Annotated in this window: 10 protein-coding genes and 1 pseudogene; all 11 read left to right on the top strand. The window is 73.7% G+C overall.

Annotated features, from left to right (window positions below; all coding sequences use genetic code 11):
- The first annotated feature begins 423 nt into the window (after positions 1-423).
- Complete coding sequence (locus ABZW03_RS22745) at positions 424-4,341, top strand: hypothetical protein (protein ID WP_355261156.1); 3,918 nt, start codon at positions 424-426, stop codon at positions 4,339-4,341.
- On the top strand, positions 4,338-4,952 hold the full coding sequence (locus ABZW03_RS22750) for a hypothetical protein (RefSeq protein ID WP_355261159.1): 615 nt from the start codon (positions 4,338-4,340) through the stop codon (positions 4,950-4,952). The genes ABZW03_RS22745 and ABZW03_RS22750 overlap by 4 nt, the downstream gene beginning before the upstream one ends.
- Complete coding sequence (locus ABZW03_RS22755; protein WP_355261162.1) at positions 4,949-5,596, top strand: hypothetical protein; 648 nt, start codon at positions 4,949-4,951, stop codon at positions 5,594-5,596. The genes ABZW03_RS22750 and ABZW03_RS22755 overlap by 4 nt, the downstream gene beginning before the upstream one ends.
- Positions 5,593-5,937 carry a LysM domain-containing protein gene (locus tag ABZW03_RS22760; protein WP_355261165.1) on the top strand — a complete coding sequence of 115 codons (345 nt, stop codon included), beginning with the start codon at positions 5,593-5,595 and terminating at the stop codon, positions 5,935-5,937. Before ABZW03_RS22755 ends, ABZW03_RS22760 begins: the two co-directional genes overlap by 4 nt.
- Entirely contained in the window at positions 5,930-7,099 is a 1,170-nt protein-coding gene (locus ABZW03_RS22765; protein ID WP_355261168.1) for a hypothetical protein, read from the top strand. The genes ABZW03_RS22760 and ABZW03_RS22765 overlap by 8 nt, the downstream gene beginning before the upstream one ends.
- An 83-nt stretch (positions 7,100-7,182) precedes the next feature.
- Positions 7,183-7,692, top strand: a complete 510-nt coding sequence (locus ABZW03_RS22770; protein WP_355261171.1) for a phage baseplate assembly protein V — start codon at positions 7,183-7,185, stop codon at positions 7,690-7,692.
- Between the two features lie 15 nt (positions 7,693-7,707).
- On the top strand, positions 7,708-8,040 hold the full coding sequence (locus ABZW03_RS22775; RefSeq protein WP_355261174.1) for a hypothetical protein: 333 nt from the start codon (positions 7,708-7,710) through the stop codon (positions 8,038-8,040).
- Complete coding sequence (locus tag ABZW03_RS22780) at positions 8,037-8,474, top strand: GPW/gp25 family protein (protein ID WP_355261177.1); 438 nt, start codon at positions 8,037-8,039, stop codon at positions 8,472-8,474. Before ABZW03_RS22775 ends, ABZW03_RS22780 begins: the two co-directional genes overlap by 4 nt.
- The gene (locus tag ABZW03_RS22785; RefSeq protein WP_355261180.1) at positions 8,471-11,743 is read left to right on the top strand and encodes a putative baseplate assembly protein; all 3,273 of its coding nucleotides are present in this window, start codon (positions 8,471-8,473) and stop codon (positions 11,741-11,743) included. The genes ABZW03_RS22780 and ABZW03_RS22785 overlap by 4 nt, the downstream gene beginning before the upstream one ends.
- Positions 11,740-15,486, top strand: coding sequence for a putative baseplate assembly protein (locus ABZW03_RS22790; RefSeq protein ID WP_355261183.1), 3,747 nt, complete (start codon positions 11,740-11,742; stop codon positions 15,484-15,486). The genes ABZW03_RS22785 and ABZW03_RS22790 overlap by 4 nt, the downstream gene beginning before the upstream one ends.
- Before the next feature lie 31 nt (positions 15,487-15,517).
- Positions 15,518-15,870: pseudogene (locus tag ABZW03_RS22795) on the top strand (hypothetical protein); the annotation flags it as partial.

Here is a 15,870-nt window from a genome sequence, read left to right on the forward strand (position 1 = left end):
ACGCGGCGCAGGAGGCCCTGATCATCCTGTACCGCAAGATCGGGATGCTGCGGGCCTCCGGCGCCCTGGCGTCGTGGATGTTCCGCATCGTCCGCTGGTGCCGGGCCCGAAGCGGCGTCCCCCGACACCGCCCCCGGGGCCGCCACCGGCCCGGCGGCCGAGCAGGCCGACGCACCGGCCGAGCTCGCCGCCCAACCCGCCCCGGACGCCTCCCTGGAGTCCGGCGGCGGCGCCTGTGCGGGCCCGCAGCAGCCCACCACCGAGGCGGAGCCGGACGGTGCCAGTGGCGGCGGCTGCGCGGCCGGGGCCGGTGGCGCGGGCGGCGCCCCGGCCGAGAAGCAGGAGCAGCCCGCCCCGCCCGACGTCTCCGGCCAGGACCCGCAGAGCGCGCTCGCCACCGCCGCGAGCCTGCCGCCCGACCAGATGGCCGTCACGCTGGACGGCGTGGACGGCGCGGTGGACCGTACGGTCGACGAGCAGCACGCCCGGCTGCAGGGCGCCCCGCCGGCCGCCCGACGTCCGTCCGGCGCCCCGCAGACCCAGTCCGGCACCCCCGAGGCGGCGCCGCCCGCCGAGGCGGTGACGGAGCGGCTGGAACGGGTCGGTCCGCAGGGCGCGGACGGCGAGCAGCAGAAGGCCGAGCAGAAGCAGGTCGAGGGCCGCAACCCCGGGGACCGGGTCGCCCCGCCGCACGTCGCCGACGACCCGGGCAACCAGGTCTCGGCGCAGGAGGTGCAGCAGGCCCAGGTCGCGGTCGACGGCGTGCCCTCGACCGACCCGGCGCTGAACACCACCGTCGGCGCCGCGCCGAAGGTCGAGCTGACCGGCGAGAGCGACCCGGCGCGCACCGACCAGCAGGCGGCGAAGCTCAGGTCGAGCTCCACCAGGATCCTCGGCGTCGGCCGGGAGGACGCCGCCAAGCCGATGGGCGAGGACCGGATCTACCCGGACGTGCCGAAGGAGACCCTCACCGCCTCCGTCCCGGGCGGCGGCCGCAAGCGCGGGGGCGGCGGGGCCCGCAAGTCGGCCGGCACCAAGCCGGGCATCGGCGTCGTGGCCCAGCAGGAGCGCGGCCCGCAGATCCAGGCCGCGGTCGGCCAGGGGCAGGGTCAACTGGGCTCCGCCCAGGCCGAACAGAAGCAGGGCGAGGCCGAGGCGCGCCGGCAGAACGAGGCCGAGATCGACCAGGCGGTGGCCGACAACGCCGAGGCCCAGGCCGGCGAGCGGGGCGAGGCCGCGGAGAAGGTCGCGGGCGAGCGCGAGCAGTGGCGCGCCGAGCAGGACCAGAAGGTCTCCGGCGCGGACCAGGAGGCCGACGCGGAGCACCGGGACAAGACCGGCCGGATCGGAAAGAAGCGCACCGAGGCCGACCAGGACGTCCGGGACCGCCAGCAGCAGGACAACCAGAAGATCCAGGACAAGCGGAAGGAGGCCGAGGAGAAGGCGCAGAAGGAGAAGGACCGCAAGAAGGAGGAGTCCGAGGGCTGGTGGGGGTGGGTCAAGTCCAAGGTCAAGGCGGCCTTCGAAGCGCTGGTCGAGGCGGTCACCAAGGTCTTCGACTTCTTCCGCGGCCTGATCAACGACATCATCGAGGGCTTCCGGACGTTCGCGAACTGGGCGATCGACCAGGCGCGGAAGTTCGCCGTCGACCTGATCAACAAGCTCGCGGACGCGCTGATCAAGATCTGCGACGTGCTGCTGGCGGCCTTCCCCGAACTGCGGGACAAGTTCCGCCGGAAGATCGAGGAGTGGCGCGACAAGGCCGTCGCCAAGGTCAACGAGTGGGCGGACCGGCTCAAAAACGCCGTCAACAAGCTGCTCGACGCGCTGGCCGCCGGGCTGAACGCGCTGCTGAACGCCCTGGAGGCGGGGCTGAAGGCCGCGATCGAGGCGGTCCGCACGGCGGTCATGGACGCGATCGACTTCGTGCAGAAGGCGATCGCGGTCTTCGGCGAGTTCGCGGCCCTGATCGCCGACATCGCCCCCGACCCGGGCGGGTGGCTGAAGAAGCTCGGCACCGCCGCGATCGACGGCATCCAGCACTACCTGTGGGGCGCGATCAAGAGCGCGGTGCGGACATGGTTCAACGAGAAGGTGGAGTCGGTCGTCGGCCTGACCTCCACGATCGTCAACGTCCTGGTCAAGGGCTGCATCTCGATGGCCCAGATCGGCCGGATGGCCTGGCAGTCGATCGTCGCCGCGCTGCCCGGGATGATCGTCTCGATCGTCGTCGAGAAGCTGGTCTCACTGATCGTGCCGGCCGCGGGCGCGATCATGGCCATCATCCAGGGCCTGGTCGCGGCCTGGAACACCATCAGCAAGATCGTCGCCGCGATCGGGAAGTTCGTCGCCTTCCTCAAGGCGGTCAAGTCCGGCTCGGCCGCCTGCCTGTTCGCCGACGCCGTCGCGGCGGGCGTGGTCGCGCTGCTGGACTTCATCTCCAACTTCCTGCTCAGCAAGCTCAAGGGAGCGGGGAAGGCGGTCGGCACCAGGCTCAAGGGGATCGCCCAGCGGATCCTCAAGGGCCTGGCCAGGGCCGGCAAGGGCGCCCGCAAGGCGGCCGGACGGGCGGTCAACAGGGCCCGGGCCAGTCTGCGCCGGGCCACCCAGTCGCTGCGCAAGCGCCCCTCCCCCGGCCGCCCCACCCGCCCTGCGCGCCCCGCGCGGACGGGCCCCGCCCGGCACACCGTCCAGCACGCGGAGCGCCCCCGCCCCAAACCCTCCACCCCCCGCCGCCGCCCCACCTCCCCCGTCGGCCGTGCCCTCAACGCCTCCCGCCAGACCGTCAAGGCCGCCCTCAACCGCGTCCGGACGGCCGCCCGCACCCTCGGCCGCAAACTCCTCAACAGCAAGCTCGGCCGCGCCCTCACCAACGGCGCCCACAGAATCCGGGACGCCTACCGCAAGCAACGCGACCGCCTCCGCACCTGGCACCAGAAGCGCCAGCAGCAACGCGCGGACCGCCGCGCCCGCGAGAACTCCCCCCAGGCGAAGCAGAACCGCCTCGACCTCATCGTCGCCAGGATCAAGCCGAGGATCCAGCGCCTGCTGGGCCGGGGCGTCGGACACCGGGTGCACAAGGCGGTGCTGGCCGGCCTACGCGTGTGGTACCGCCTGACCGAACTGTCCTCGAGCGGCACCGGATCCTTCGCCGACATCGCCAGGATCAACCCGCAGAAACTGGTGCTGAACGGGGTCGCCCTGGACCCTGAGCCTGTTCTGGCGTTCATTCGTGACGTCGAGCGGGACATCCGCAGCCAGGTGAAGGCCGGGCGCGCCGTCGAACCTAATGCCGAGGGCGAGCTCACGATCGGCGCGAACGAGCACATGATGGGTGTGAGCGACTCCCTGACCGGGAGTTTCGGTCGACCCTTCCAACAGAATGTCGTCAAGTTCGAGGGAGCCGGCGGCGGAAGGGTCGAGCACCGAAAGCTGAGCAACCGCGCGAACGACCAGGGAAGCCACTTCCTGACCAAGATGGACGAGAACGGCACGACGGGCGAAAGCGGGCGCTACGTCGATTCCGTGGACAGGGTCATAGCGAGCGGAAAGTCCTTGGAGACCGCGCGGGCTCTTTCGTCGTTCCAGAGCTCACGCGCCGAGGACTTCGGAGCCGACCCGGGGGAGGTCGCCCTGCTCGGGCTCCTCGCTCACGACATCGAGGGCAGGAGGAACCCCGGCACCAGTGTCCTGTCCGTCCTTCACTCGGACTTCTACAAGCTGGTCGCCCAGGAGCCGGACAAGGAGAAGCGGGACCGCCTGTTCCGAGAAGTGGTGTACATGCACAACATGGTTCCGGAGGGGTCGTCGAGTGCGGCCACCGAATTGAAGAAGCAACTGGACAAGAAGCCGGGCGCACTGGATTCGTCGATAGCGCGGAGAATTAATAAACTGACGAGCCAAGGGGCGCCTCCCGAGTTCCTCCAGGGCGACTTGCGGGACAACCAGGCCTGGCGGGAACGAGAGAAGGCGGCGAACCAGGCCAAGAAGCCGGTGGATCAAGCCAGTCTCGCGCTCTACAAGGCAAAGAAGGCCGAGGACCCGGACGCGGAAGCGAGCGCCCGGGAACAGCTCAAGAGCGCCCGGGCAACGTACCGGAAGGAGCACGGCACGACGGAGTTCAACTCCCTCCAGCAGCTTCAGCGGCAGCAGGACGCGAACAACTTGGCCAATCGCGAGATAGAACTTGTACGACGATGGGTCTCCACGTTCGGAGAAATCGATTTCGAGGAATCTCAGGGGAATGTCGAGGCAACGCGCCGGAAGATATATGAGAGCATCGTGCGGCGCCTGCAGCAGGAACTGCCCTGGTGGAAACCCAAAGAAGGACTCGTGAAATGAACGTGATCAAGCGACCCGGCGGCCACCGGTCTCGGCGCTACATCTTCCGGAAGCAGGATTCGCTGCCGGTCATGGAGCTGATCGCCCGATGGCCCGCGTGGGAGCAGGTGGCGTACCGGCCGGCGGACGCCGAGCGCAATACTCCCCTGCAGGCCACCTGGGAGGTCCTCCCCGGACTGACGGTCACCTACATCGAGGAGGACACGATCCGCAGCTCCTTCGCCATGGTGACGAGTCGCCTCGGTCCCGAGGCCGCCGGTATGGCGGTGGCAGTCTTCGAGGTTCATCCCGAGGTCCTCACGATCGACGAACTGATCGCGGAGCTGGATTCGGCGCGTGGGACGGACGACGAGGCCGTGGCGGTGGCCCGTGCGGGTCTCGGTGCACCGCTCGAGCCGGACGAGCGCCTGGTCGAGCGGATCTCGAGCTCCTTGCGGTCCGCCGACGACCGGATCCGCGAAGGGGCACTGTGGGCGGTCTCGTATTCCGAATGGCCGATTTTCCGGAAGGCCGTGCGGCAGCTCGCAGAAAGCGATCCCAACGCATTCGTCAAAGAATTCGCGGCGGGCGTTCTCGACGCATTCGATCGATTCGGCCTGGAGGGTTCGTGACCGGGTACACGGACGCGCCGAAGCCGATCAGGGCCGGGCTGGTGATCGTCGATCCGTTGCGGGGGACGGCGCAGCGGGTGATCGTGCTGCAGTTCAATCCGGACAGCCTGGAGCGGTCGCTCGCGCCGCAGGTGGCGGGGGCGGACGGGAGTGGGGACCGGACGGAGGCGTTGCGGTTGAAGGGGCCCGCCGTCGAGACCTGGAAGTTCACGGCGGAGCTGGACGCCACCGACCAGCTGGAGGTTCCGTCCCCCAACGGGATCCATCCGCAGCTGGCCACCTTGGAACTGCTGGTGCAGCCGGCCAGCTCGCAGCTGCGCAGCAACCAGGCGTTGGCCGCGCTGGGCACGCTGGAGGTCACGCCGATCGAGGCGCCGCTCACGCTGTTCACCTGGGGCGGGAAGCGGATCCTGCCGGTGCGGCTGACCGAACTGACCATCACCGAGGAGGCGTTCGACATCGAGCTGAACCCGATCAGGGCCGCCGTCGCGATCGGCCTGCGCGTCCTGACCGTCAGCGATCTGCCGACCGGGCACCGCGGGGCCGAGCTGTACCTCGCGCACCTGGCGCAGAAGGAGCGGCTGGTCGGCGGCGCGGCCGACGGCCGGCTGAGTGCGCTCGGCCTGGGCGGGGGGCTGCGATGACCGTCGACGACGCGCTGCCCGCGCCCTCGCCGTACCCGCTGACCAGCCGGTACCACGGCATCCCGGTCGCCCTGCACACGACGCCGGACGGGCGGCAGGTGCCGTATCTCAGACGGCGGTTGCTGCCGAGCACCGACGGCCTGACGCCGATCGCCGAGCACACCGTGAGCGCCGGCGACCGCCTCGACCTGCTCGCCTACCGCTACCTCGGCAGCGCCGACCAGTGGTGGCGGATCGCCGACGCCAACCCGGTGGTCGATCCGCGGGAGCTGACCGCGACGCCGGGGCGGCGGATCACCGTCGCCCTGCCCGGCGCGGTGCCGGGGGTGGGCAATGCCTGACGCCGCGGCCGTCATGGGCGCCGTCACCGGGGGCGGGCCGATCGGGTCGATCCACCTCAGCCTGCTGATGGGCCCGCAGATCCCGGTGCCGGTGCCGCAGCCGGTGACCGACGCCCTGCTGTCGGCGCAGGTCACGGTGGCGTCCGGCCAGCGCAGCGGGTTCCAGCTCGCCTTCGACCTGTCCAAGCACGGCCTGATCAACACCGCGCTGCTGCCGGGCGGCTTCTTCGACCCGAAGATCCGCGTCGTCCTGATGGTGACCGTCACCGGCACCCCGACCGTACTGATGGACGGGGTGATCATCCGCCAGGAGGTCGGCATCAGCAACCAGCCCGGCCAGTCCACGCTGACCGTCACCGGCGAGGACCTGACGGTGCTGATGGACCTGGAGGAGCAGGCCGGGGTGCCGTTCCCGGCGATGTCCCCGGCGGCCCGGGTCGCCGCGATCATCGGCAAGTACGGGCAGTACGGCATCGTGCCGCTGGTCATCCCCGAGCTGGTGCCGCAGACGCCGATGCCCACCCGGCGGATCGACTTCCAGAAGGGCACCGACCTCGGGTACGTCAACGAGTTGGCGAAGGCCAACGGCTACGTGTTCTACCTCGACCCCGGCCCGGCCCCCGGGACGAGCCGGGGCTACTGGGGGCCGGAGATCCGGCTCGGCGTCCCGCAGCACGCGCTGAACGTCAACATGGACACGCTGTCCAACGTCGACCAGCTGACCTTCGCCTTCGACGGGACGGCCCGCGAGGAGCCGGAGGCCCGCATCCAGCTCCCGGCGACCAAGGTGTCCGCCGTCCTGCCGGTGCCGGAGGTCAGCATCCTGCGTCCGCCGCTCGCGCTGCGGCCCGCGCCGGCGCTGAAGAAGAAGGTCATCGCCGACACCGCCAAGAAGGACAGCTCCCAGGCCGTCGCCGAGACCATCGCCAAGGCGATGCAGTCGGCGGACGCCGTCACCGGCTCCGGCCAGCTCGACGTCGTCCGGTACGGGCACGTCCTGCGGCCGCGCGAGCTGGTCGGGGTCCGCGGCGCCGGGCTCACCTACGACGGCCTGTACTTCGTCAAGAGCGTCACCCACAACCTCAAGCGCGGCGCGTACACCCAGAACTTCACGCTGGCGCGCGAGGGCCTGATCGCCCTCCAGCCGGCCGTCGTGCCCTGAGGCCGTAAGGCCGCCCGACCGGCCCCACCCAGCCCCGACCAGCCCCGACCAGCCCCGACCGACCCGCAGCAGGAGCCGCCAGCATGGCCGAACCGACCCGCTACCTCGGCAAGTTCCGGGGAACGGTGGTGAACAACGTCGACCCGCTCGGGATCGGCCGCATCCAGGCCCAGGTGCCCGACGTCCTGGGCGAGGTCACCTCGACCTGGGCGATGCCGTGCTTCCCGGTGGCCGGTCCGGGCATGGGGCACTACGCCGTGCCGCCGGTCGGGGCGGGGGTGTGGGTGGAGTTCGAGCAGGGCGACCAGAGCTACCCGATCTGGACGGGCTGCTGGTACGGCTCCGCCTCCGAGGTCCCGGTGGAGGCGACGACCGGCCCGCCCGGCGTGCCGAACCAGGTGCTGGAGACCTCCGGGCGGCGGGTGATCATCCTGTCCGACGATCCGACCACGGGGATCACCCTCCGCACACCGAGCGGGGCCTCGATCGTGATCAACGACTCGGGCATCCGGATCAGCAACGGCCAGGGCGCCTCGATCTCGCTCGTCGGCGCCACCGTTTCCATCAACCAGGACGCCCTGAGCGTGACCTGACGGGGGGAGAGTCTCGTGCCCGGAAATCTGCTGCACGTCAATGCGACGGTGACCTGCCCGCACGGCGCCCAGGCCACGGCCGTGCCGGCCCAGGCCCGGGTGCTGGTCGCCGGCCAGGCCGTCACCAGCACGGCCGACCTGTACACCGTGACCGGCTGCCCGTTCAACGTGGCCGGCAAGCCCCAGCCCTGCGTGACCATCCGCTGGGTGGTGCCGTCCGCCCGGATCCGGGTGAACGGCTCCCCCGCGCTGCCGCAGTCCGCCGTCGGGCTGTGCCAGAGCGCCGAGCAGGTCCCGCAGGGGCCGCCGGTCGTGGCCGTCGTCCAGCAACGGGCGGTGGGGGTATGACCAGCACACCGAACACCGCGCAGAACGCCCACGGCGTCGAGCCGACGGCCCCGCCGCCCGGCCCGGCCCGGACGGACCTCGCGTTCCCGTTCCGGATCGACAGCCGCGGGCGCACCGCCGAGGCCGCCTACGACGACCACGTGCGCGACCTGATCGAGCAGCTGCTGTTCACCAGCCCCGGCGAGCGGGTGATGCACCCGGACTTCGGCTGCGGGCTGCTCGACCTGGTCTTCGCGCCGAACAGCCCGGAGCTGGCGGCCACCCTGCAACTGTCCGTCCAGGCGGCGCTGCAGCGCTGGCTCGGCGACGTGATCGAGGTGGTCTCGCTCGACGTGGAGAGCGAGGACAACGTGGTACGGGTCGAGCTGGCGTACGTGGTGCGCCGGACCGGCTCGCAGCGGCACGACGTGTTCGAGAGCGGGGTGGCGGCATGACCGGCCGAGACGGGACGACCGGGCGGGACGGGACGACCGGCCCGGCCGAACGCCCCACGACGCAGCCCGAACGCCCCGCGGCCCCGGACGAACGCCCCACCGCCGGCTGCGGCACCGAACTGCGCCGCGCCGACGTGCGCGCGGCGCGGCTGCTGGGCCTGGACGGCGCCGAGCCGGACGACGACGGGCGCACCCTGAGCGTGACCTTCCTCGGCCGGGCGCCGGCCGAGCTGGGCCCGGAGAACATCCGCGTCGACGGCGGCCGGCGGATCACCGGCCTGCGCGCCCTCGCGGTCGACATCGAGCGCGCGGACGACCCGGAGCTGGACGACCGGATGCACGTCACCCTCGACCGGGCCGGCGACACCTCCCGCTACCGGCTGTCCGTGGTCGAGGCGGACGCCTACGGCCGCCCGGGCACCCGCCCGTACCCGGGCTTCGACCCGAGGTACGCCGGCACCGACGTCTCCTTCGGCGCCGACTGCCCCTCCCCCTACGACTGCCGCACCGAGGAGGCCTGCCCGCCCGCCGTCCGCCCGGCCCCGGTCATCGACTACACCGCCCGCGACTACGAGAGCCTGCGGCGGCTCGTGCTGGACCGGATGAGCCTCACCACCCCCGGCTGGACCGAGCGGCACCTGCCGGACCTCGGCATCACCCTGGTCGAGCTGCTCGCCTACACCGCCGACCAGCTCTCCTACCAGCAGGACGCGGTGGCCACCGAGGCGTACCTCGACACCGCCCGCCGCCGGGTGTCGGTGCGCCGGCACGTCCGGCTGGTCGACTACCCGATGCACGACGGCTGCAACGCCCGGGCGTTCGTCGCGCTGACCACGGAGCGCCCGCTCACCCTGCGGCGCGGCACCTTCCGCTTCGCCGCCGTCGACGTCGGCCGGCTGGGCCCGCAGGAGCGCCCGCAGCTGGCCGCGGTGATCCCGGACGAGGAGCTGGACGCGCTCACCCGGACCGCCGCCGTCGAGGTGTTCGAACCGCTCGGCGGGGCGGACCTGGTGCTGCACCCCGCGCACAACACCATCCGGTTCTGGACCTGGGGCGACCAGGACTGCGTGCTGCCCGAGGGCGCGACCTCGGCCACCCTGCGCGACGACTGGCAGGACGCCGACCGGGCGGAGGCCCGCACCCGGCACCTGGCGCTGCGCCCCGGCGACCTGCTGGTCATCGAGGAGGTGCTCGGCCCGCGCACCGGCGCCGCCGCCGACGCCGACCCGGCGCACCGCCAGGCCGTCCGGCTCACCTCGGTCACCCACCTGGTCGACGAGCTGTACGACCAGCCGGTGGTCGAGGTCGCCTGGGCGGCGCAGGACGCGCTCGCCTTCCCGGTCTGCCTCTCCGCCCACGGCGGGAGCGACTGCGGCCCGATCGCCGACGTGAGCGTCGCCCGCGGCAACGTCGCCCTGGTCGACCACGGCCGCTCGCTCACCTTCTGCGGCGGCGCCCCGGAGACCTTCGCGGTGCCGCCGGAGCCGGTCCGGGTGGCGCCCTGCGGTCCGGCCGGGTGCGGCTGCGCGGACCGCACCGAGGGCAGCCCGGCCGCGGAGGCGGTCCACGGCCTGATCGACCAGGCCCGGACCGGCCGTCAGCTCGGCCCGGAGCAGGTCCGCGAGCTGGAGGCACTGGTCGGCGAGGCGGCCGTCCGGCGGGCCGGGCTGAGCGTCCGGCTCGCCCCCGGGGCCGCCTCCGAGAGCGAGGGCGCCGTGGTCGAGCCGCCCACCGCCGACGCCCAGGCGGCGGTGCTGGAGACGCTGCTCGACCAGACCCGCTACCCCGTCCTGCCGCAGCCCTTCCGCCCGGTGCTGCGCTACGCGCCGGTCACCCAGGCGGTCGGCTACCCGGACCGGGCGCACGTCTGCGCCGCCCAGGCCGAGCTGCTGGCCGGCATCCCGGAGCGGGTCCGGCAGCGGCTGGAGGACCTGTGGCACCGGGCGAACCGCGGCCACGACCTCTCCCGCGCCGAACTCGCCGAACTGACCCTGCTGTTCGGCGCCCAGGTGGTGCACGAGCTGCGCCTCGCCGACCGGCCCGCCGCCGGGCTGCGCGAGCTGCTGGCCCGCCGCACCCGGCTGCTCGCCGCCAAGCTGCGCCGCCTGGAGGTGCTCACCGCGCGGGCCCGCTCCGGCGGGGTGCTGCGGCGCAGCGGCGTCTGGGAGGTGGCCCAGAGCTGGGGCGCCCGGTACGCCGCCGGGCTCGACCCGGACTCCCCCGCGCTGGCCGGCCCGGCGAGCGGGATCGCCGTCCAGGACCCGCGCGCCGCGCTGCCCGCCGTCCGGGCCGCCGCCGACGGCCAGGAGTGGACGCCCCGCCGGGACCTGCTGGCCGACGGCCGGCGGGACCGGCACTTCGTGGGCGAGCCGGAGGACGACGGCCGCCTGGCGCTGCGCTTCGGCGACGGCCGGCACGGCCTGCCGCCCCGGCCCGGCAGCGAGCTGCGGGTCGCGTACCGGATCGGCAACGGCACCGCCGGGAACGTGGGCGCGGAGGCGATCAACCACCTGGTGGTCTGCCAGGAGCAGCCGCCCCGCCCGAAGGGGCGCTCCGCCCGGCCGCAGGACGCGGTGCTCCGGGTCCGCAACCCGCTGCCCGCGACCGGCGGGACCGAACCCGAACCGCTCGACCAGGTACGGCAGTTGGCCCCGCTCGCACTCAGCCGCAGCCGGCTGCGCGCCGTCACGGCCGCCGACTACGCGGAGCTGGCCGCCACCCTGCCCGGCGTCCGGCGGGCCGCCGCCGAACTGCGCTGGACCGGCAGCGGCCAGGAGGTCCACGTCGCCGTCGAGCCGTACGGGAACGCCGTGGCGGGCACCGCCCTGCTGGCGGCGGTCACGGACGGCCTGGAGGCGTACCGCCGGATCGGCCACGACCTGGTCGTCCGCCCCGCCCTGCTGGTGCCGCTCGACCTCGAACTGCGGCTCTGCGCCGCCGCCGGGTACCAGCGCGGCCACGTCCTGGCCGAGGTGCGGCGGGTGCTGGGCAGCCGGGCGCTGCCGGACGGCCGGCTCGGCTTCTTCCACCCGGACGCGCTGGGCTTCGGCGAGCCGGTGCGGGTCTCCCGGCTGGTGGCCGCGGCCGCCGCCGTACCGGGCGTGGTCAGCGCCCAGGTCACCCGGCTGCGGCGGCAGTTCGGGCGGGACGACGTCGAGCCCGCCGACGGACTGCTGCGGATCGGCGCGCTGGAGATCGCCAGTTGCGACAACGACCCCGACCGGCCGGAGAACGGCCGGCTCTCGCTCGTGATCGGAGGCGGCCGATGACCGGCCAGTGCACCTGCGGCTGCTCGGGCACCGCCACCGCGACCCCGGCCCCGCTGTTCAACCCGCCCGGGCTGGACGCCGTCGGCTACCGGGTCGGCCGCTACGGGGAGTTCCTCGACAGCCTGCTCGCCCGGCTGTCCGGCCCCGCCTACCCGGCGCTGCGCGACCTGACGGTCCGCACCCCGGACGACCCGGCGATCGCGCTGCTGGACTCCTGGGCCGTCCTCGCCGACGTGCTCACCTTCTACTCGGAGCGGATCGCCAACGAGGGCTACCTGCACACCGCCACCGAGGAGGCCTCGCTCACCCTGCTCGGCCGGCTGGTCGGGCACCGGCCCCGGCCCGGCGTGGCCGCCGACACCCACCTCGCGTACACGCTCGACCACGACCCGCGGGCCGCCGAGGACCCGACCGTGGTCGTCCCGCGCGGCGCCCGCAGCCAGAGCGTCCCCGGCCCCGGCGAGGACCCGCAGTCCTTCGAGACCGCCGAGGACCTCCCCGCCCGCTCGGCCTGGAACGACCTGGCCGTGCTGCGCCGCCGCCCGTACCAGCTGACGCCCGGCCAGCTGAACCCCGGCGGCCGCGCCGAGCTGTTCGCCGCCGGCACCGCCAACAACCTCAAGCCCGGCGACCGGCTGCTGTTCGTCTTCAGCGCCGACAAGGCGGCCGACGCGGCGCACCGGGTCCTGCGGCTGGTGCCCGAGGTGCGGATCGACCGCGAGAACGACGTCACGGTGATCGGGCTGCCCCGGGACCTGCGCACCCTCAAGGACCTGCGGGCCGAACTGGCGGACTGGATCACCGTCTCCGAGACCGCCCCGAACCCCCGGCCCGGGCACAGCCGGATCATCGGGGACTTCGACGAGCAGGTGCTGGCCCCGCTGCGCGCCGACCTCGACCGGCCGTCCGGCCCGCTGGGCACCCCGGCCGACTTCGCCGAGCGGCTCGCCCCGGTGGTCGCCCGGGCCGCCGAGGCCGCCGAACTGGCCCGATCCCAGCGGCCGGTGGCCGACTGGTTCGACCGGCTCGGCGAGGAACTGACCGGGCTGCGCGACCGCGCCCACCAGCTGGAGCCGGCCCAGGCCCCCGACCGGCCCGCGCCCTCCGACGCCGACCCGGCGCTGCGGGGGCTCGGCTCGCTGCTGGCGGCGCTGCGCACCACCCCCGTCCGGCCCCCGCTCAGCGCCCGGGACCTCCCGCGCGACCCGCAGCGCCTCTTCGCGCCCGGCTCGGACCTCGGCGCGCAGCTGCTGTCCGCGCTCGACCCCCGGCTGCGCGACGGCCTCTACCCGGCCTGGCGGCGGGTCGACCTGACGGCGCCGCTGGCCGTGCACGAGATCCAGGCGATGCGGGTGGTCGCCACCCCGTTCGGCGCCACCGCGCCGCTCAAGCCCGTCTACGGCAACGACGGCCGGATCGACCGCTACGTGGACTGGCCGCTGGCCGGCAGCACGCTGATCGGCGTCCGGGTCACCTTCGACGACGCCGGCACCGTCCCGAAGACCGCCGACTTCACCTACGTCGAGGCCGGCAGCCTGGTGCACAGCGGCTTCTCGCTGCCGTGGGACCACACCTTCCCGTTCGGGCCCGGCCAGGTCAAGGTGGTCACCACCGATCCGCCGGCGCCGGGGCCGAACCTGCGCGCCGCCGTGCCCGCCCCCGACCAGGAGCCCGGCGTCAGCGCCCGGTTCCTCGCCAAGCTGCCCGAACGCACCGTCTTCGTCTCCCGCCCGCAGGCCGACGGCCGGATCCACGTGAAGATCGACGGCGGGCCCGGCCCCGCGCTCGACTACCGGCTCGAACCGGGCCAGGAGAAGAGCGGAGAGTCCGGCGAGCTGAACGTCAAGGTGCACCGCTACACCGCCACCGACCAGTCGGCGCCCGCCGTCGAGGTGGTGTTCACCACCAAGCTGCAGCCGGTCTCCGGCACCGTCCTCGCCCTGGACGCGGTGTACGACCAGATCGCGCCCGGCAGCTGGGTGGTCGTCCAGCGCCCGCGCAAGGGGATCGACGGCGGCATCCCGGGCAGCCGCGACCTCGCCGAGGTCATCACCCGGGTGACGGACGTCCGGGTGATCTCCCGCGCCGACTTCGGCATCACCGGCAAGGTGACCGAACTGACGCTGCAGCAGCCGTGGTTGGACGACAAGGACACCCAGCTCTCGGACATCAGGGACGCCACCGTCTACGCCCGCGGCGAGTCGCTGCGGCTCGCCGACGAGCCCGTCACCGAGGACGTCCACGGCGGCCGGATCGAACTCGCCCGGCTCTACGACGGGCTGACCCCGGGCCGGCTGATCGCGGTCAGCGGCGAGCGGACGGACATCCCGAACACCACCGGGGTCCGGGGCACCGAGCTGGCCATGATCGCCGGGGTCGAGCAGGGCGTCGACCCGCGGCTGCCCGGGGACACCGTCCGCACCTCGATCACGCTCAGCGCCCCGCTCGCCCACCGCTACCGGCGCGACACCGTGCAGATCCTCGGCAACGTGGTCCGCGCCACCCAGGGCGCCACCCGCGACGAGGCCATCGGCAGCGGCGACGCCGGCCTCCCGGGCCAGCGCTTCGCCCTCCGGCAGTCCCCGCTCACCTGGCTGGCCGCCGACACCCCCCGGGGCGCGCGGAGCACCCTGGAGGTCCGGGTCGACGGGGTGCGCTGGCACGAGGTGGACAGCCTCGCCGGGCGCGGCCCGGACGAGCGGGTCTACGTCACCGGGACCTCCTCCGACGGCCGCACCACCGTCACCTTCGGCGACGGCGTGCACGGGGCGCGGCTGCCCACCGGCCGGGAGAACGTCCGGGCCCGCTACCGGATCGGCATCGGCGAGGCGGGCAACGTCGGCGCCGGCCGGATCACCCAGCTCACCACCCGCCCGCTCGGTGTCTCCGCCGTCGTCAACCCGCTGCCCGCCACCGGCGGCGCCGGCCCGGACGGCCCCGGCCTCGCCCGGCGCACCATCCCGCTCGCGGTCACCGCACTGGACCGGCTGGTCTCGGTGCCCGACTACGAGGACTTCACCCGTTCCCGCGCCGGTATCGGTCGAGCCAGCGCCACCCGGCTCTCGGACGGCCGGCGGGAGCTGGTCCACGTCACGGTGGCCGGGGTGGACGACATCCCGCTCACCGAGGACTCCGACCTGATCCGCACCCTGCACTCCGCGCTCACCGCCTACGGCGACCCGCGGCTGCCGGTCCGGGTCGCGCTGCGCGAACTCGTCCTGCTGGTGGTCGCGATGGGCGTGAAGGTCCACCCGGACCACTCCTGGGACGTGGTCGAACCGGCGCTGCGCCGCGCCCTGCTGGACCGCCTCGGCTACGCCGGGCGCCAGCTCGGCCAGAGCGCCCACCTGTCCGAGGTGCTCGCCGTCGCCCACGCCGTCCCCGGCGTGGACCGGGTCGACGTGGACGCCTTCACCGGCGTGCCCGGCAGCATCACCCCGGAGGGCCTGGAGCGGCTGTCCGAGCAGCTCGTCCGGCCGCAGCCGACCGTCCCGGCCCGGCTCGCCCGCTCCGAGGAGCAGCGCTACCGGGTGCGGCACGACGGGGAGACGCTCACCGAGATCGCCGCCCGCAACGGCCTCGCGGTCGCGGAGCTGCTGCGCCTCAACCCGGACGTCACCGACACCCGCCCGCTGCCGGCCGGCCGGGTGCTGACGGTGTTCCGCGGCATCCGCCCGGCCCAACTCGCCCTGCTGTCACCGAACCTGCCCGACACCCTGATCCTCAAGGAGATCGTCCGATGAGCGAGCGAAGCGAGGCGGGAGCATGACTGAGGTGCGCACGAGCCGCGACCCGGACGGGCTGGCGGAGCTGCTGCCGCAGTGGCACCGGCTGCGGGACGCCGACGCGGGCGAGCCGCTGCGCGCCCTGCTGGCCGTCATCGCCGAACAGGTCGACGTCGTCCGCGACGGCATCGACCAGGGCTACCGGGACTGGTTCGTGGAGACGGCCGCCGACTGGGCCGTCGCCTACCTCGGCGACCTGGTCGGCTACCGGATCCTGCCCGGCTACGAGGAGGTGCTCGCCACCGGCCTGCACGGCGGGGCCGACCCGGAGCGGTCTGGGCCCTGCTGCGCGCCGAGGTGCGGCGCTACCAGGAGCGCTTCCCCGAGCTGGGCGAGCGCTTC

It is taken from the genome of Kitasatospora sp. NPDC004799 (assembly GCF_040609095.1).
In the GTDB taxonomy this organism is placed as follows: domain Bacteria; phylum Actinomycetota; class Actinomycetes; order Streptomycetales; family Streptomycetaceae; genus Kitasatospora.

Excerpts from the sequence above, each read along its gene's own strand:
- ABZW03_RS22745 (WP_355261156.1), top strand. The coding sequence starts at position 424 with ATGGCCGTCACGCTGGACGGCGTGGACGGCGCGGTGGACCGTACGGTC.
- ABZW03_RS22750 (WP_355261159.1), top strand. The coding sequence starts at position 4,338 with ATGAACGTGATCAAGCGACCCGGCGGCCACCGGTCTCGGCGCTACATC.
- ABZW03_RS22760 (WP_355261165.1), top strand. The coding sequence starts at position 5,593 with ATGACCGTCGACGACGCGCTGCCCGCGCCCTCGCCGTACCCGCTGACC.
- ABZW03_RS22765 (WP_355261168.1), top strand. The coding sequence starts at position 5,930 with ATGCCTGACGCCGCGGCCGTCATGGGCGCCGTCACCGGGGGCGGGCCG.
- ABZW03_RS22770 (WP_355261171.1), top strand. The coding sequence starts at position 7,183 with ATGGCCGAACCGACCCGCTACCTCGGCAAGTTCCGGGGAACGGTGGTG.
- ABZW03_RS22780 (WP_355261177.1), top strand. The coding sequence starts at position 8,037 with ATGACCAGCACACCGAACACCGCGCAGAACGCCCACGGCGTCGAGCCG.
- ABZW03_RS22785 (WP_355261180.1), top strand. The coding sequence starts at position 8,471 with ATGACCGGCCGAGACGGGACGACCGGGCGGGACGGGACGACCGGCCCG.
- ABZW03_RS22790 (WP_355261183.1), top strand. The coding sequence starts at position 11,740 with ATGACCGGCCAGTGCACCTGCGGCTGCTCGGGCACCGCCACCGCGACC.